Consider the following 16,784-nt stretch of genomic DNA (forward strand, 5'->3'; position numbering starts at 1 on the left):
AGGCGAGGGCGAGCACCCGTCAATACCGGTTTTTCGCGTGTGGTCGCCAAAAAGTGATTGCGACTTTTAGTCCAGCCAAGGCGGAACGGAATCGAGACCGATCAACTCCGAATAAGTGCGGCGAGGACGAACCACATGGAATTCGTCACCCTTGACCAGTACTTCAGGCACCAGAAGGCGGCTATTATAGGTGCCAGCCTGGACCGCGCCATAGGCGCCGGCCGTGCTGACGGCCAGGAGGTCGCCCGGCTTCGGGGTCGCCATTTCCCGGTCCAGAGCGAGGTAATCGCCCGTCTCACAGACGGGGCCGACGACATCGGCGCGGATGCGCGGCGCGTTGGCGGCCGAAATCACCACGGGGCGGATCTCATGATAGGCCTCATAGAGTGTCGGGCGGATGAGGTCGTTCATCGCGCCGTCGACGATCACAAAGGTCTTCTCGCCGCCATCCTTCACGTAGATGACTTCGGTCACGAGGATACCGGCATTGCCGACGATCAGGCGGCCAGGCTCGGTAATGATCTTGCAGTTCAGCGCGCGAAGCTGGTTCTTGACGATCGCGGCATAGGCGTCCGGCAGTGGCGGCGGGTTGTTGTCGTCCTTGTAGGGAATGCCGAGGCCGCCGCCGATATCGACGTGGTGGATGTTATGGCCGTCGGCGCGCAACGTGTTGACCAGATCGTGCAGCAGCTTGAAGGCATCGTCGAAGGGCTGCAGCTCGGTGATCTGGCTGCCGATATGCATGTCGATGCCGGTTACTTCGATGCCGGGCAGGCTGGCGGCGCGGGCATAGATGGCGCGGGCGCGCTCCCAGGAGATGCCGAACTTGTTTTCCTTCTTGCCGGTCGAAATCTTCGCATGGGTGCGGGCATCGACATCGGGATTGATGCGGAAGGAAACGGGCGCCTTCTTGCCGGCGCGCACGGCACGCTGATTGAGGACTTCGAGTTCCGGTTCGGATTCGACGTTGAAGCAGTAGATGCCGGCTTCGAGTGCGTAATCCATCTCATTCGGTGTCTTGCCGACGCCGGAGAACATGATGCGATTGGCGGGAATTCCGGCCGCAAGCGCGCGGCGCAACTCGCCCTCGGAAACCACGTCGATGCCGGCGCCGAGCCGGCCGAGCGTCTTCAGCACGGCCTGGTTCGAATTGGCCTTCATCGCGTAGCAGACCATGGAATCGACATCTCCGAAAGCCTCGGAGAAGACCCGGTAGTGGCGCTCGAGCGTTGCTGTCGAATAGACGTAGAAGGGAGTGCCGACCGCCTTGGCGATCTCGGGAACGGGAACGTTCTCGGCGTAGAGAATGCCGTCGCGGTACTCGAAATGGTTCACGGTAGCCGGGCCTTAGAGAAGGGGATCGAGAATGAAGGGCTTGTCGACGGTGCCAGGCTGTTTCGTCGGCTTGGAAACATCGCCACCCTTCGTCGCGTTGGCGCTCGGCGGATCGAGGTCGCCCTTGCGGCCGCATCCGGCAACGGCAAGGCCGATGACGGCAAAAACCACCGTAAGGCGGATGAAATGCGGCAAGCTCATCTGCATGAATATCCTCATATCGGGCACGGGGCACTGGCTGGCATCTTCATAGCGAAGTTTATCAGCCTTGTGCACCCCGATTGTTGAAGCTTCGGCCTGTGTGCATTTCCGGGCGGCGGACGGTCTCCATTTCGCCCGGAAACGACTTAATTGCGAGCGCGCCAATAGGCGATCTGCTTCCTGACTTCCGAAGGTGCCGTACCGCCGAAGCTTTTGCGGCTGGCGACCGAAGCTTCGACCGTCAGCACGTCATAGACCTTGTCGGTGATGGCGGGATTGATCGCCTGCAGATCGGCAAGCGGAAGCTCCGAGAGATCGCAGCCCTTGCTTTCGGCAAGTGCGACAGCACGGCCGGTGACATGGTGGGCGTCGCGGAAGGGAAGGCCCGCCTCGCGCACCAGCCAGTCGGCGAGATCCGTCGCGGTCGAATAACCGGATCCGGCAGCCGCTTTCATTCTGACAGTGTTGATCGTCATGTCGCGCACCATGCCAGTCATGGCGGCAATCGCCAGTTCCAGGCTTTCGGCGGCGTCGAAGACCTGTTCCTTGTCTTCCTGCATATCCTTGGAATAGGCGAGCGGCAGGCCCTTCATGATCGTCAGCAGAGCGATCAGCGAGCCGTTGATGCGGCCGGTCTTGGCGCGCACCAGCTCGGCCGCATCAGGGTTCTTCTTCTGCGGCATGATGGAGGAGCCGGTCGAGAAGGCGTCGGAGAGGCGAACGAAGCCGAATTGCGGCGTCGACCAGATGACGATTTCCTCGGCGAGGCGCGAAAGATGCACGGCGCAGATCGCGGCAATCGCCAGGAATTCGATGGCGAAATCGCGGTCGGAAACGGTGTCTATCGAGTTGCGGGTCGGCTCGCGGAAGCCGAGAGCCTTGGCCGTCATGTGACGGTCAATCGGATAGCCGGTGCCGGCGAGCGCTGCCGCACCGATCGGGCTTTCGTCCAGATGTTCGATCGCATGGCGAACGCGCGAGCGATCGCGGCCGAACATTTCCACATAAGCCATGCAGTGGTGGCCGAAGGTGACCGGCTGGGCGGTCTGAAGATGCGTGAAGCCGGGCATGACGCTGTCGGCATGTTCTTCGGCGCGGTCGAGGAAGGCTGCGATCAGGTTCGTCAGCATGGCCTCGGTTTTCTGCAACTCTTCCTTCACCCAGAGGCGGAAGTCGAGCGCCACCTGGTCGTTGCGCGAGCGGGCCGTGTGAAGGCGACCGGCGGCGGGGCCGATCAGGGTCGCAAGCCGGGCCTCGACATTCATATGGATGTCTTCAAGCTGGCGGGAGAACTCGAAATTGCCGCTTTCGATTTCTGACAGGATCGTGTTTAGCCCGTGAACGATCTTGTCCTTATCGTCGGCAGAAATGATGCCCTGATGGGCGAGCATCGTGGCGTGGGCGATCGATCCGCGGATATCCTGGGCAAACAGCTTCTTGTCGAAACCGATCGAGGCATTTATCTCCTCCATGATCGCATCGGGGCCGGAGGCGAAACGTCCGCCCCACATCTGGTTGGAGGATTTGGTGTCCGTGTTGTCCTCGGCCATGGAAGATGCCCGTCCTGGAGAATGAAATGACGACGAAAAAACCCTTCGGCCTGCCGTCCGTTAAACTGATCGCAATCGCCGCCGTCGCAGGCGTTGTTGCCGGTGCGGCAGCGGTATACGTGAAGGAGACCGGCATTGGCAATGGCGTCAGTGATACGGCATCGGCCGAATGCCCGCTGACCAGGGAGCGCGCCGCCAACCTGACGCCGCTCATGAAGGGCCAGGTCGCCGCGATGGTTGCTGCCAACCAACCGAAGAAGCTTGAAACCGTCGCCTTCAACGGCCCTGACGGCAAGCCGATGACGCTCGATCATTTCGCGGGTAAAACCGTGCTTCTCAATCTCTGGGCAACATGGTGCGTGCCATGTCGTGAGGAGATGCCGGCGCTGAATGCGCTGGAGAAAGAGATGGGCAGCGACAAGTTCCAGGTCGTGCCGGTCAATATCGATACCGGCGACGACGAAAAGCCGAGGGCGTTCCTCAGTGAAATCGGCGTCGATGCGCTACAGCTCTATCGCGACAACACGATCGGCGTCTTCAACAGCCTGAAGAAAGAAGGCCTTGCCTTCGGACTTCCTGTTACGCTGCTGCTTGACGACAAAGGGTGTCTGATGTCGGCCATGAACGGCCCGGCCGCATGGGACAGTGAGGACGCCAAGGCGCTGATCAAGGGCGCGGTCGGATCATAAAGCGTTCGTCAGGAGTTGCCAGCGCCGCGGATGAAGAAGACGCCGGCAAGACCGATCAGGACGCAGCACTGTAACAGGAACATCGGCAATTCGCTCGACATGGCGTTTCCTTCCGTTCAGGGCAAGGAAAGCACTTCTCGGACGTTTGTTCCACTCGCCTTTTCAGGCGATGATTTGCTTAGCGGGTCGGAACCGGCGTTTCGCCACGATAATCGTAGAAGCCGCGGCCGGATTTGCGGCCGAGCCAGCCGGCCTCGACATATTTCACAAGCAGCGGGCAAGGGCGGTATTTGCTGTCGGCGAGGCCGTCATGCAGCACCTGCATTATCGACAGGCAGGTATCGAGGCCGATGAAATCGGCAAGCTGCAGCGGCCCCATCGGATGGTTGGCACCGAGCTTCATGGCGGTGTCGATCGCATCGACCGTGCCGACGCCCTCGTACAGCGTATAGATCGCTTCGTTGATCATCGGGAGCAGGATGCGATTGACGATGAAGGCCGGGAAATCCTCGGCGACTGTGACCGTCTTTTCCAGCGACGCGACGAATTCCCGGGCGGCAGAGAAGGTTGCTTCCTCCGTCGCGATGCCGCGCACCAGCTCCACGAGCTTCATGACCGGAACCGGGTTCATGAAGTGGATGCCCATGAAGCGCTCGGGGCGGTCTGTCGCGGACGCAAGACGTGTGATCGACAGCGAGGAGGTGTTGGTGGCAAGGATAGCTTCCGGCTTCAGTACCGGACAGACCTGCGCGTAAATCTTGCGCTTGACACTTTCATCCTCGGTCGCCGCCTCGATCACAAGATCGGAGGGAGCAAGATCGTTGACATCGGCTGAGCCGGTGATGTGCGCAAGCGCTGCGCTGCGCTCTTCATCCGTCATCTTGCCGTTCGTCACCTGACGCGCAAAATTGCCGTTGATGGTGGCAAGGCCGGACTCGATACGATCCTGCGACAGATCGTAGATGTGAACCTTGTATCCTGCGGCGGCCGAAACATGCGCGATGCCGCAGCCCATCTGGCCCGCACCAATGATACCAATATTCTTCAACACCGCGCTCATCTCCAACCCCCGCCCGGCATACACCCCCGCGCTGCCGGTATTTTTATATGAAATTGCCGGACGAAAGATCGCCCGGCAAAAGTAGTAGACCGATAGAAGACAATTTTCCAGTCATTCGCAAGTGCGAAAAGAAGGCAATCTGCCCGATCAGAGGGCTTTTTCGAGCTCCGGCAGGACGTCGAAGAGATCGGCGACAAGTCCATAGTCGGCAATCTGGAAGATCGGAGCCTCCTCGTCCTTGTTGATCGCGACAATGACCTTTGAGTCTTTCATGCCGGCGAGATGCTGGATGGCGCCTGAGATGCCGCAGGCGATGTAGAGCTGCGGGGCGACGACCTTGCCGGTCTGGCCGACCTGCCAGTCGTTCGGGGCGTAGCCGGCATCGACGGCGGCGCGCGATGCACCCACGGCAGCGCCGAGCTTATCGGCGACCGGCAGGATGACTTCCTTGAACTTTTCGGCTGAGCCGAGCGCACGACCGCCGGAAATGATGATCTTGGCAGAGGTCAGTTCCGGTCGTTCGGAGGCCGACAGCGCGTCGGACACGAAATTCGAAAGACCCGGATCAGAAACGGCCGGAATCACGTCGACGGCAGCCGAGCCGCCCTCGGAAGCCGAGGCGAAGGAGGCGGTGCGCACGGTGATGACCTTCTTGGCGTCGGTCGCCTGCACCGTCTGGATCGCATTGCCGGCATAGATCGGACGCTTGAAGGTGTCGGGCGAAACCACTTCGATGATTTCGGAGACCTGGGCGGCATCGAGGAGCGCTGCGACACGCGGCATGACGTTCTTGCCGGTGGAGGTGGCGGCGGCGATGATGGTGTCATAGCTGCCAGCCAGCGAAATGATCAGGTCGGCGAGCGGTTCGGCAAGGTTGTTGGCGAGCTCGTCGCTTTCGGCGAGCAGCACCTTGGAGACGCCGGAAAGCTTGGCAGCCGCGTCTGCGGCTGCCTTTGCGCCCTTACCGGCGACGAGGATGTGAACATCTCCGCCGATCTGAGACGCAGCCGTCAGGGCCTTGGCAGTCTGGTCGGAAAGGCTCGCGTTGTCGTGGTCAGCCAGAAGAAGAATGGCCATTATCGTGTTCTCCCTTTCCAGATCTCAGAGTACGCCGGCTTCGTTCTTGAGCTTGTCGATAAGCTCGGCGACCGATTTCACCTTCACGCCTGCCTTGCGGCCGGATGGTTCTTCCGTCTTCAGCACCTTGAGGCGCGGCGCGGTGGAAACGCCGAAATCAGCCGGGCTCTTCTTGTCGAGCGGCTTCTTCTTCGCCTTCATGATGTTCGGTAGCGTAGCATAGCGCGGCTCGTTCAAGCGCAGGTCGGTCGTCACGACGGCCGGAAGCTTGACCTTGATGGTCTGCAGGCCGCCATCGATCTCACGGGTGACAGTGGCGCTGTCGCCGGCGATCTCGACCTTGGAGGCGAAGGTCGCCTGGGCGGAGCCGAGAAGGGCTGCAAGCATCTGGCCGGTCTGGTTGGAATCATCGTCGATTGCCTGCTTGCCGACAATGATGAGGCCTGGCTTTTCAGCGTCGGCAACACCCTTGAGGATCTTTGCGACTGCGAGCGGCTCGACAGCGTCATCGGTCTCGACGAGGATGGCGCGGTCGGCGCCCATGGCGAGCGCGGTGCGCAAAGTTTCCTCGGCCTTGGTCGGGCCGATCGAGACGACGACCACTTCCTCGGCCTTGCCGGCTTCCTTCAGGCGAAGGGCCTCCTCAACCGAAATCTCGTCGAACGGGTTCATCGACATCTTGACGTTGGCAAGGTCGACGCCCGATCCATCCGGCTTGACACGGATCTTCACGTTGTAATCGACAACGCGCTTGACTGGGACGAGAATTTTCATGGGGTCCTTCCTTCGAACAGAGATGGGCCTTCAACAGAGACTTCTGGGAAAATGCGCGCTTGGACGCTGCTCCGATTGTCGAATGGCGACATGGATACGCGTTTTTCCTCCAAATACAACGCTTCCGTGACGCGGCCAGCCGATTTGGATGGCAATATATTAACGTTTACGTTCACGTCAATATTAAAGCTTGTCCCGCCCCCAGGGCAGGCGCGGCGGCACGGGCATGCCGGAGGCAGTGACACGGATGGGGACCGGCCGATCGCGAACGGCACGTGGTGTGACGATCTGCCGGTCGAAGAGCGGCACGCCTGGCCGGCGCAGGATGAAAATGAGCAGGGCGCCAGCGATAATGCCGCCGACATGCGCGCCCCACGAGACGTTACCGTCAGGATCGACCAACAGCATGAAAAACTGCTGACCAACCCAGAGCAGGAGTGGGATGAAGGCCGGTAGCGGTAGTGGCACGCGGAAGAAGACCAGCACCCAGACCCGCACGCGCGGATGCAGCATCAGATAGGCCGCCACCACGCCGGAAATTGCGCCCGATGCACCGACGAGGGGCGCTTCCGATGTCGTCGACAGCAGGCCATGGCAAAGGGCACCGGCGGCGGCGCAGGCGAGGTAGAAGACGAGGAAGCGCAAATGTCCCATTGCATCCTCGACATTGTCGCCGAAGACCCAGAGGAAGATCATGTTGCCGGCAAGATGCCAGAAGCTCGTATGGATGAAGGAATAGGTGATGTACGTAGCGGCTTCCGGCACGATCTCCAGTCCCGGCGCCAGCATCGCATGGCCGAAGATGATAGCCGGGATATAGCCGAGGCCGATGGTTGCCGCCTGCGCGACCTGATCGCTTTCGACTGCCGTGAAGATCCAGGCGGCTATGTTTGCCGCCATCAGGCCGAGTGTGACCCACTGAACCTTAATGTGTTTCAGCGTATTGGCATCGTGCAGCGGTATGAACATGAAGGCCTGCCCCCGGGCGATCGTGACGGCTGCGAACCTACCTGTTTTTTCCGGGAACCCAAAGCACATCTGCCTTGCCACCATTATTTGCATGACGAGCGGCTACGAACAGGAAATCGGAGAGGCGGTTGACGTATTGAAGTGCTGCGGCGCTGACGATTTCTCCGTCGCTTCGGGCAAGCGCCACCATCAGCCGTTCGGCGCGGCGTGCGATCGTACGGGCGAGGTGCAGATGGGCGGCCGCAGCGCTGCCGCCGGGCAAAACGAAGGATTTCAGCGGCTGCAGGTCGGCATTCAGCCTGTCAATATCCTGCTCCAGCCGTGTGACCTGGCTTTCGACGATGCGCAGCGGCTCGTAAGCCGGCGGCTCAGCGGTTTCAGGCGTGGCGAGATCGGCGCCGAGATCGAAGAGGTCGTTCTGGATCAGCGCCAGCATGGCGTCGAGTTCGGCCAGGTCTGCCGTATGCAGCCTTGCGACGCCGATGGCCGAATTGGTTTCGTCGATGGTTCCGTAGGCCTCGACGCGCAGGTCGTGCTTGGCGCGGCGTGGACCGGAGACCAACGCGGTCGTGCCGTCATCGCCGGTTCTGGTGTAGATCTTGTTGAGCTTTACCATCGGCGGCTCGCAGATCAGCTCGGGCGTCCGCCGCCGGTCAGCCAGAGCGTCAGCATGATCAGGACGACGGCGATCGCCTGCAGCAGCACGCGCAGCTGCATCAGCTTGTTGGAAAGGTTCGCATCGCCACCTTTCATCATGTTGAACAGGCCGCGGATCAACACAAGAGCGACGAGGCCCATGACGATGATCGCGATGACATAGGTGACCGTGGACATGGCAGTCTCTTCTCTTCTTCAGTCCGTCCAGCGCATCAGGCGGTAGAAGAGATTGGCCGGAAGCAGCCTCTTCAACAATATGCCCTGTTTAGCCGGAATCGTTACGGGATAATGTGGCTTCGGATTTTTCGAGTTCAATGCACGCGTCAATACTGCATAGACCGCCTCGGGGCCAAGTTTGTGGCGGTTGACCGGACCTGAGCCTTCAAGGCGGGCAAGCTGTCTGCGGTATTCGACCGCATGGGGCGAGTTTTCCAGGTCGACATGTTCTTTGATCTTTGCCAGCGCGTTTGCCGTAAAGCGGCTGGTGATCGGTCCCGGCTCAATCAGGCTCACATGAATGCCGCTTCCCTGCAGTTCCATGCGCAGGGTGATGCTCAAGCCTTCGAGCGCGAATTTCGACGCCGTGTAGGCGCCGCGATAGCGGTAGGGCAGGAGGCCGAGAATCGAGGAACATTGCACGATGCGGCCCTGGCCGCGCCGGCGCATGAAGGGAATGACCAGCCTGGTCAGCTCGTGCCAGCCAAAAACATTGGTCTCGAACTGGTCTCGCAGCGCCTGCGTCGACAGATCTTCCACCGCTCCCGGCTGCCCATAGGCGCCATTGTTGAACAGTGCATCGATCCTGCCTCCGCTGCGCTCGGCCACCGCATCCACCAGTGCCGAAATCGTCTCGGGCTGTGTGTAGTCCATCAGGAAGGCTTCGATGCCGTCCGCTTCAAGCGACGACAGATCCGCCACCTTGCGTACCGTGGCGAAGACACGCCAGCCGTCCGCTTTCAGGGCGCGCGCGCAATAGGCGCCGATGCCGGAAGAGCATCCGGTCACGACGATGGTGCGCTGATCGGCCATTCAATGATTCCTGTACAAAGTGGGACTCGTTTCCCATATTCGCGGGAAGGATACAATTGGGAAGCCGAATGCCGAAATTCCTGCGCACGCTCTATGATGTGGTCTACGATGCCATCTGCCATCTCATCGAGGACGACGGCTTTGCCATGGCAAGCCATGTGGCGCTTTCCACTCTGCTTGCGGTCTTTCCCTTCCTGATCTTCGGCACTGCGCTTGCCAATTTTCTTGGTGCCGACCAGTTTTCCACCACGGCCATCCATCTGATCTTTGATACATGGCCGGAAGCCATCGCCAAGCCGCTGGCCGACCAGGTCGTGCAGGTGTTGACGATCCCTCGCGGCGGGCTGCTGACCATCTCTGTGCTTGCAGCTGCCTATTTCGCCTCGAACGGTGTCGAGGCGCTCAGAATCTCGTTGAATCGTGCCTATCGCGTGCAAGAGACGCGGCCCTGGTACCTTACGCGCCTTGCGAGCCTTGGCTATGTGCTCATCGCCGTGATCATCTTTGCGGCCATCAGCATTCTGCTTGTGGCAGTTCCTGTTGGTCTTGATTATGCGCGCGACTGGCTGCTGCATAACGACACGCTCGAATGGCTTCCCGTCACGATCCGTCAATGGTTGCCCATTATCGTCGACACACTCGAAATTGTTTTCAGCTGGCGCATTTATGGCACGCTCGTCATGCTGACGATTGCCTTGCTTGTCGTCCATCTCTGGTTGCCCGCCGGCAAGCGTCGCGTTTTCGACGTCGTTCCGGGCGTGTTTCTGACCTTGGTGCTCTGGCTCGTCGGCGCGCTGATCTTTGCCTATTATCTTGCGACCTTCGCCAATTACACGGCTACCTATGCGGGCCTGGCATCGGTCATGATCGTGCTGATCTTTCTCTACATGGTGGGTGTCATCTTCATCGTCGGCGCGGAGATCAATGCGGCACTCATGAAGTTCCGAGTGCTGCGCAATTTCTCGCGAACCTTCTCGGTGGTCGGACGTGACCACGCCGCTGATTCAAAGTCCGACAAGACGGCGAATATCGGCAGCTGACAGCCCTGTGGCACGCAGTTCCGCAAGGCCGGTATCGCCCTCGCTCTTGGATAGCTTTCGGCCATCTGTATCCACGACGAGGCGATGATGGTGGTAGACGGGCTGCGGCAGGTTGAGCAGGTTCTGCAGCAGCCTGTGCACCGAGGTGGCGTGGAAGAGGTCAAGGCCGCGCACAACATGGGTCACGCCCTGCAGCGCATCATCGATGACGACGGAGAGATGATAGCTGGAGGGGGCATCCGAGCGTGAGAGAACGACGTCGCCCCAAGCGCCGGGCTCGGCCAGGATTTCGCCCTTTCGTTCATCGCCGGTCTCCGTCCAGAACAGCGGTTCGCCGATCAGATCCAGTGCCCTGTTCATGTTGAGCCGCCATGCATGTTTGAGACCGGAGACCAGCATCGCATTGCGTTCTTCGTCGCTGCGGTCACGGTCGTCGGCTGGATAGTGCGGCGTGCCATCCGGGTCGCGCGGCCAGGACTCACCCATTCTCTCATAGGCAGCGACGCGTGTTTTGACCTCGCCGCGCGTCAGGAAGGAGGGATAGACCAGTCCGCGTTCGATCAGAGAATGAAGGGCTGCCTGGTATTCGGAAAAATGTTTCTGCTGGCGACGGACCGGCTGTTCCCATTCAATGCCCAGCCACTCGAGATCGGCGTAGATGCCGGCCTCGAATTCGGGTGTGCAGCGCGTCAGATCGATGTCTTCGATACGCAGTAGCAGCCGGCCGTCTGCGGCCCTGGCCATGTCGTCGTTCAGGAAAGCCGACAGCGCGTGACCGAGATGCAAAGGCCCATTTGGGCTCGGGGCGAAACGGAAGACGGGTTTTTGACGCGGAGTCGTGATCATGCTTTCTTCTGACATGGATTTGAAGCGATCGCGAGGCAAGGTGCGGGTCATCAGCAATGAAAAGGATATTGAAGTGGGGCTTGCCGCTCTTCTTGTTCTCGATCCACGGCTCGTGGCGATTGCCAGGGAGGCCGGCCCTGTCCCGCTGAGGCTGCGCGAGCCGGGCTTTGCCGGCCTTGCTCATATCATCGTTTCGCAGATGGTATCGCGCGCCAGCGCCGAGGCGATCTGGCGGCGCATGCAGCCGGCGAGCGGACTGCTAAGTGCGGAATCCTACATATTGCTTCATCCCGATGCCTGGCGCGAGTTTGGGCTATCGCGCGCCAAGGCCGATACGCTGACGCGGATTGCGCAAGCGGTCGCATCCGGACGAATCAATCTGCAGACCCTGGTCCAAAAACCGCCTGGCGAAGCGCTCGCAGAACTGACGGCTCAGAAGGGAATCGGGCCATGGACGGCAGAGGTCTATCTGATGTTCTGCGGCGGCCATGTGGACGTATTTCCGGCGGGTGATGTGGCGCTTCAGGCGGCGGTCGCTGCGGCATTCGGTCTCGCTGAACGCCCGCAAGCCAAAGTACTTACAGGGCTTGCGGAAATCTGGTCACCCTGGCGCTCGGTCGCAGCCCGGCTTTTCTGGGCTTACTACGCCGCAAAAATGCGTCGCGACGTGCTGCCGATCGGCTAACGGACACTCTCCCTCAATTTGCCTTTATCCCCTGAATTTATTGGACTTCACAATCCTGTAACAACCGGCCTAATATACAGGTGCAGATGCCGAATCGATCCAGGAGGGCTCCTTGACGATTGCAGTCTCACCACAGGCCCTGCCAGCGCTCGTCCTGAACGCTGACTACCGGCCACTGAGTTATTACCCCTTGTCGCTCTGGTCCTGGCAGGACGCGATCAAGGCGGTATTTCTCGACCGTGTGAACATTATCGCGGAATATGAGCATGAGGTTTCCTCACCGAGCTTCTCGATGCGGCTGCCGAGTGTCGTGTGCCTCAAAACTTACGTTCAGCCGTCCCGTAATCCCGCCTTCACCCGCTTCAACGTCTTCCTGCGCGACAGGTTCGAGTGCCAGTATTGCGGCGCCCATGACGATCTGACCTTCGACCACGTCATCCCGCGCGCTCATGGCGGCGAGACGACCTGGGAGAATGTCGTGGCGGCCTGTTCGCCCTGCAATCTGCGCAAGGGCAGCAAGCTTCCGAAGCAGGCAAGCATGTTCCCGGCGCAGAAGCCGTACCAGCCGACCGTGCAGGATCTGCACAATAACGGCCGGCTCTTCCCGCCGAACTATCTGCATGACAGCTGGCTCGACTACCTCTACTGGGATACCGAGCTGCAGCCGTGATGCATTGGTTCGAAGTCCTGGGTTTACGCAGTCGTTAGCTGCGCAGTTCTGGCCACATGCTTTATGCGGTTAAGCAGTCTTCTTCACGCTCCAGAAGGCGAAGGCCGCGAGGATCAGGCTTGCGACCACATTCCAGCCCGCAAAGGACAGGCCGAGAACGCGCAGTGCTGCATCCGTGCAGGACGGGCCCTTGATCGTGTTCAGCTCGCCCAGTAGATCGCCGGCATTGGTGGTCATGCTGCTTGCGGTGGTCGAGCAGGTGGCGGGGCCTGGCCAGAAGTGCCATTCCACGCCTGCGTGATAGACGCCCATGCCGGCGCCGACGAGCATCAGGATGCCGACGGCAAGAATGATGGCGCGCGTCATCCAGTTCGGCAAGCCGATGAGGGCGGCCACGGCGCCGACGATCGCGATCGGAATTCCATAATAATAGGGCTGGCGCTGCAGCAGGCAGAGCGCGCAGGGAATATAGCCGCCGATATACTGGAAGCCGAGAGCCGTGCCCACAACCGCTGCCATGGCGATGGCAAGGAGCAACAGGAGGACGACGCCCCGACGGGCAAGTGGCGAAGCAGTGGCATTCATGGCGGCACTCCGCAAAGTTGGCTCAGTGGGCAAAATATCGGTAGGCGATATATAACACGATCACGGCCGCGGCGCCGATGCCGACGATCTGGCCGAGACGCTTTTCGATGAAGTGGCGGATCGGCTCGCCGTAACGGCGCAGCAGCCATGCCAGGAACAGGAAGCGGGCGCCGCGGGCGATGATCGCCGAAACGATGAAGAGCGGCAGGCTGACATGGATGACGCCCGACAGGATCGTGACGATCTTGATCGGCGGCAGATGCGCGAGACCCGAGGTAACGAGCAGCAGCAGGATCGTCTCGTAAGTGACGTAGGATTTCATCTGCTCGAATTGATCGAGCTTTCCATAGAATTCCAGAACCGGGCGTGCCACGGTTTCGTAGGCAAAATAGCCAAGCGCCCAGCCGGCGATGCCGCCCAGCACCGATGCGATGGTGGCGACGAGCGCGTAGCGATAGGAGCGTTCGGGCTTGGCAAGAGCCATCGGCAGGAAGAGCACGTCAGCGGGAACCAGAAAGATGGAGCTTTCGACGAAGGCGATGACGGCGAGCCAGCCTTCGGCCGACTTCTTCGAGGCCAGAGACATGGTCCAGTCGTAAAGTCTGCGGAGCATCCGTTTCCTTTCTCTGTTGCAACGCACAAAGCATTAGGGGGCGATCATGACGCTGTAAATGCTCGGGCTGTGGCTTCCCGGCATTCGCGCTGAAAATTTTCGTGATCTGATGCGGCATTCCCTCCCAAGATCTTGCGGGATGGCAAAAGCGCCAAACTACGTCAGGCTGGGTTGTCGTTCGACGAATCCGGGCATGTCATGAAATTCAGGGTCATAGAGGGCGGGCTGAGTTCCGCAGGGGAGCGGGATAGGCAAGCGAGCGGTCGTGGGCCGGAGCGCGAGGATATCAGGCGCGAGGCAGCTCGTCGTTTGAGCGCCAGCGGCTATCACCGCTCCCGCATTATGGAAGCAGCCGGCGTGCCGATGCCGCCGGCGTTCCAATATTTCGCCATGCAGATCGATTTCGCTGCAGATGCCATCTGCCGGCTCGATCCCATCCCGGCCGATTTTCGTTCTGATCTTTACTGGCCGAAGCTGGATGAAACTGCGACGGCGTGATCGAGTTTGCGCTCCGACCGCTTACGACAGGTCCATGGATTTTTCCCACTGCTGGCGCATGACGTTCATTTCGGTGCGCTTCTGCGCCATTTCGCTGACGATGGCGCGAAGGTTGGGGTGGCGAGACATGAACATGTTGAAGTCACGCCGCTCCAGCACTTCGAACTGGCAGAAATCGACGGCGATGACATCGGCCGTGCGGCGTCCGCCGCTCAGCAGCGCCATTTCGCCGAAGAAGGCACCGGGTTCAAGCCGCACCGCGCCGCTTGCCAAGCGCACCTCCACCGCGCCGGAGGAGATGAAATACATGCTGTCGCCGCGGTCGCCGCGGCGGATGACGCGTTCACCGGGCGAGGCGAGTTTGGGGTTGAACAGCAAGAGCAGTTCCTCAAGCGCATCCTCGCCAACTTCGGAGAAAAGCGGGAAGGTCTCGACCAGCTGCTGGATCCGCAGATGATGCTGGCGTGCGCGCTCCTCGCCGAGCGCCCTGATCTTTTCCAATTCCCGTGCCAGGGCGTCCTGGTTTTTCCGGCCGTAGCTTTCATGTAGGCGCGGCCATTTCACCCTGATCTTGCGGTTCAGCTTCTCGGCCACGAAGATGACGAGCGGGTTCAGCGTGATGGAAAGGATTGCGGCGGCAAGGATAAGATCCTGTCCTTCATGCGGCAGGAGCCCGAGCGAAACGCCGAGGCCGGCAAGGATGAAGGAGAATTCGCCGATCTGGGCAAGGCCGCCGGCGGCCGTCAGGCCCATACCGATCGGATAGCGCAAGAGGACGACAATACCGAAAGAGATGATTGCCTTGCCGACGATGATCAGTGCCAAAGCACTGATCACGGCCAGAGGATGCTGCACAATGATCGACGGATCGAAGAGCATGCCGACGGAAACGAAAAACAGCACGGAGAAGGCATTCTGCAGCGGCAGGGAATTGGCGGCGGCGCGATGGCTGAGATGGGATTCACTCATCACCACGCCGGCGAAGAAGGCGCCGAGTGCGAAGGAAACGCCAAAGATTGCCGCCGAACCGAAGGCAATGCCGAGCGCGATGGCGAGCACGGTGAGCGTGAAGAGTTCACGCGAGCCGGTGCGGGCAATCAGCGTCAAAAGCCAGGGCACGATGCGCGGCCCGAGGAAGATCGCCATTGCCGCAAAGGCTGCGACCTTCAGCAAGGTGAGGGCGATCGTGATCCAAAGCGGCAGGTCGAGGCCATGCGCGGCATCGCTCGCATGCCCGCCCAGAAGTTCGGCGAGGGCCGGCAACAGCACAAGCGCCAGTACCATGGCGAGATCCTCGACGATCAACCAGCCGACGGCTACGCGCCCGCCGGCGGTATTGACGAGGTTGCGCTCTTCCAGCGCTTTCAGGAGCACGACCGTGCTGGCAACCGAAAGGCTGAGGCCGAAGACGATGCCGGCGCCGAGGCTCCAGCCCCAGAGTTCGCCGAGGCCGACGCCGAGCAGGGTGGCAAACAGGATCTGGCCAATCGCGCCCGGCACGGCGATGCCGCGCACGGCCAAAAGATCGGATGCGGAGAAGTGCAGACCGACGCCGAACATCAGCAGGATCACGCCCATTTCTGCGAGTTGGCTCGCAAGCTCCGTGTCGGCCACAAAGCCCGGTGTGAACGGTCCCATGAGAATGCCGGCGAAGAGATAGCCGACCAGTGGCGGCAGTCGCAGCCTGTCGGCGCAATAGCCAAGAACTGCCGCAAAGACGAAGCTTATGGCTACCGTCGCAATGAGTCCCGCTTCCTGATGCATCAGCCCTCTCAAAATGCCTGCGGACGGCACTTTAGGATGAAGCGCCGGCAAAGTTAAAGAGTTGATTTGGATGGATTAGGCTTAAATGGCCGGCTTTTTGAGCGGAACTACTAAGCTCCCGTGTCGTTGCCTATACATGACGACAAGGAGAAGAGATATGCGAATGATCATCATCAACTGTGCGATCGCTGCCCTTGCCCTTGCCCTTGGCTCGGCTGCAGCGCCTGCAATGGCAGACAGCGTGACGGTCACACGCGAGCGCGCCTATGACGGTTATGACCGCTACGACCGTTATGACCATGACCGGGTTCGGCCCGGCGTTACCATCAGTGATCGCGGCATCACGTTTGGCGCGGTGCGCGAACGGGATCGCTGGCGCGATCGGGACCGTGACCGCTGCGTCACCCGCAGCGTGACCCGTCAGACCGATGAAGGCACTGTCACAAAAACGGTCAGACGGTGTGATTGAACAGCCGGCTGAGGGGCCGGCACTCCACTCCGCCGGGACTTCAGCCGCCGAGGCTCATGCCCTCGCCCTTCGGGGCGTGGGCGAAGTCTAAAATCCATTTATTCAGAGATATTTGGTGCCCCATGCCGGGGTCGAACCAGCACTTCTTTCGAAACTCGATTTTGAGTCGAGCGCGTCTACCAATTCCGCCAATGGGGCAGCGAAATACGAGGCGGCTGTCTAACATGCGTTCGCCCGCGCATGCAAGACGGCGGGCGAAGTTTTGGCGTTTGG

General features: G+C 60.5%; 20 protein-coding genes and 1 tRNA gene. 6 read left to right on the forward strand and 15 right to left on the reverse strand.

The features are described 5' to 3' along the window. Positions 1–66: 66 nt before the first annotated feature. From lysA to argH, 3 genes are all read right to left on the reverse strand, one after another. Complete coding sequence (gene lysA / locus ACR9ZQ_RS27760) at positions 67–1,335, reverse strand: diaminopimelate decarboxylase (protein WP_310384846.1); 1,269 nt, start codon at positions 1,333–1,335, stop codon at positions 67–69. 12 nt (positions 1,336–1,347) lie between these two features. Further along, complete coding sequence (gene lptM / locus ACR9ZQ_RS27765; protein ID WP_113319692.1) at positions 1,348–1,542, reverse strand: LPS translocon maturation chaperone LptM; 195 nt, start codon at positions 1,540–1,542, stop codon at positions 1,348–1,350. A gap of 140 nt (positions 1,543–1,682) precedes the next feature. Then, a complete protein-coding gene (argH, locus tag ACR9ZQ_RS27770) occupies positions 1,683–3,086 on the reverse strand; it encodes an argininosuccinate lyase (RefSeq protein ID WP_310384843.1) in 1,404 nt (467 codons plus the stop codon). A 26-nt stretch (positions 3,087–3,112) separates the two neighbouring features. Between argH and tlpA the strand changes: the two genes are divergently transcribed. Next, a complete protein-coding gene (tlpA, locus tag ACR9ZQ_RS27775; protein ID WP_310384842.1) occupies positions 3,113–3,775 on the forward strand; it encodes a thiol:disulfide interchange protein TlpA in 663 nt (220 codons plus the stop codon). A gap of 178 nt (positions 3,776–3,953) precedes the next feature. Here the strand turns inward: tlpA and ACR9ZQ_RS27780 are convergent, their stop codons facing one another. From ACR9ZQ_RS27780 to ACR9ZQ_RS27810, 7 genes are all read right to left on the reverse strand, one after another. After that, on the reverse strand, positions 3,954–4,835 hold the full coding sequence (locus tag ACR9ZQ_RS27780) for a 3-hydroxybutyryl-CoA dehydrogenase (protein ID WP_310384840.1): 882 nt from the start codon (positions 4,833–4,835) through the stop codon (positions 3,954–3,956). 147 nt (positions 4,836–4,982) lie between these two features. Then, complete coding sequence (locus ACR9ZQ_RS27785; protein ID WP_310384837.1) at positions 4,983–5,912, reverse strand: electron transfer flavoprotein subunit alpha/FixB family protein; 930 nt, start codon at positions 5,910–5,912, stop codon at positions 4,983–4,985. Positions 5,913–5,936: 24 nt separating this feature from the next. After that, positions 5,937–6,686, reverse strand: coding sequence for an electron transfer flavoprotein subunit beta/FixA family protein (locus tag ACR9ZQ_RS27790; protein WP_481429098.1), 750 nt, complete (start codon positions 6,684–6,686; stop codon positions 5,937–5,939). A gap of 183 nt (positions 6,687–6,869) precedes the next feature. Beyond that, positions 6,870–7,655, reverse strand: coding sequence for a rhomboid family intramembrane serine protease (locus ACR9ZQ_RS27795; protein WP_310384833.1), 786 nt, complete (start codon positions 7,653–7,655; stop codon positions 6,870–6,872). Positions 7,656–7,692: 37 nt separating this feature from the next. Continuing rightward, complete coding sequence (locus ACR9ZQ_RS27800; RefSeq protein WP_310384831.1) at positions 7,693–8,271, reverse strand: cob(I)yrinic acid a,c-diamide adenosyltransferase; 579 nt, start codon at positions 8,269–8,271, stop codon at positions 7,693–7,695. A 14-nt stretch (positions 8,272–8,285) separates the two neighbouring features. After that, positions 8,286–8,489: a twin transmembrane helix small protein gene (locus ACR9ZQ_RS27805; RefSeq protein WP_112571731.1), complete on the reverse strand. Its 204-nt coding sequence runs from the start codon at positions 8,487–8,489 to the stop codon at positions 8,286–8,288. An 18-nt stretch (positions 8,490–8,507) separates the two neighbouring features. Continuing rightward, complete coding sequence (locus ACR9ZQ_RS27810; RefSeq protein WP_310384829.1) at positions 8,508–9,341, reverse strand: SDR family oxidoreductase; 834 nt, start codon at positions 9,339–9,341, stop codon at positions 8,508–8,510. A gap of 68 nt (positions 9,342–9,409) precedes the next feature. Between ACR9ZQ_RS27810 and ACR9ZQ_RS27815 the strand changes: the two genes are divergently transcribed. Beyond that, complete coding sequence (locus ACR9ZQ_RS27815; RefSeq protein WP_113319684.1) at positions 9,410–10,381, forward strand: YihY/virulence factor BrkB family protein; 972 nt, start codon at positions 9,410–9,412, stop codon at positions 10,379–10,381. Here the strand turns inward: ACR9ZQ_RS27815 and gluQRS are convergent. Further along, positions 10,346–11,227 (reverse strand): tRNA glutamyl-Q(34) synthetase GluQRS, encoded by an 882-nt coding sequence (gene gluQRS, locus ACR9ZQ_RS27820; protein ID WP_310384826.1) that lies wholly within the window; start codon positions 11,225–11,227, stop codon positions 10,346–10,348. The genes ACR9ZQ_RS27815 and gluQRS overlap by 36 nt on opposite strands. On the opposite strand from gluQRS, the gene ACR9ZQ_RS27825 reads away from it, so the two are divergent. Beyond that, positions 11,226–11,912 (forward strand): DNA-3-methyladenine glycosylase family protein, encoded by a 687-nt coding sequence (locus tag ACR9ZQ_RS27825; protein WP_310384824.1) that lies wholly within the window; start codon positions 11,226–11,228, stop codon positions 11,910–11,912. The genes gluQRS and ACR9ZQ_RS27825 overlap by 2 nt on opposite strands. 112 nt (positions 11,913–12,024) lie before the next feature. After that, positions 12,025–12,582, forward strand: coding sequence for an HNH endonuclease (locus ACR9ZQ_RS27830; protein WP_007825539.1), 558 nt, complete (start codon positions 12,025–12,027; stop codon positions 12,580–12,582). A gap of 69 nt (positions 12,583–12,651) precedes the next feature. Here the strand turns inward: ACR9ZQ_RS27830 and ACR9ZQ_RS27835 are convergent, their stop codons facing one another. Together ACR9ZQ_RS27835 and ACR9ZQ_RS27840 are read right to left on the reverse strand one after the other, a co-directional pair. Next, entirely contained in the window at positions 12,652–13,167 is a 516-nt protein-coding gene (locus tag ACR9ZQ_RS27835; protein ID WP_310384821.1) for a disulfide bond formation protein B, read from the reverse strand. A gap of 22 nt (positions 13,168–13,189) precedes the next feature. After that, on the reverse strand, positions 13,190–13,780 hold the full coding sequence (locus tag ACR9ZQ_RS27840) for a YqaA family protein (RefSeq protein ID WP_310384819.1): 591 nt from the start codon (positions 13,778–13,780) through the stop codon (positions 13,190–13,192). A gap of 198 nt (positions 13,781–13,978) precedes the next feature. On the opposite strand from ACR9ZQ_RS27840, the gene ACR9ZQ_RS27845 reads away from it, so the two are divergent. After that, a complete protein-coding gene (locus ACR9ZQ_RS27845) occupies positions 13,979–14,278 on the forward strand; it encodes a hypothetical protein (protein WP_310384817.1) in 300 nt (99 codons plus the stop codon). A gap of 21 nt (positions 14,279–14,299) precedes the next feature. Here ACR9ZQ_RS27845 and ACR9ZQ_RS27850 read toward each other — a convergent pair whose 3' ends face one another. After that, positions 14,300–16,042, reverse strand: a complete 1,743-nt coding sequence (locus tag ACR9ZQ_RS27850) for a cation:proton antiporter domain-containing protein (RefSeq protein WP_481429099.1) — start codon at positions 16,040–16,042, stop codon at positions 14,300–14,302. A gap of 157 nt (positions 16,043–16,199) precedes the next feature. Here ACR9ZQ_RS27850 and ACR9ZQ_RS27855 point away from each other — a divergent pair, with 157 nt between their 5' ends. Continuing rightward, positions 16,200–16,511 (forward strand): hypothetical protein, encoded by a 312-nt coding sequence (locus ACR9ZQ_RS27855; RefSeq protein ID WP_310384813.1) that lies wholly within the window; start codon positions 16,200–16,202, stop codon positions 16,509–16,511. Between the two features lie 113 nt (positions 16,512–16,624). Here ACR9ZQ_RS27855 and ACR9ZQ_RS27860 read toward each other — a convergent pair. Further along, positions 16,625–16,709, reverse strand: a tRNA-Leu gene (locus ACR9ZQ_RS27860). Between the last annotated feature and the right edge of the window lie 75 nt (positions 16,710–16,784).

It is taken from the genome of Rhizobium sp. KNZ14-9A (assembly GCF_056755015.1).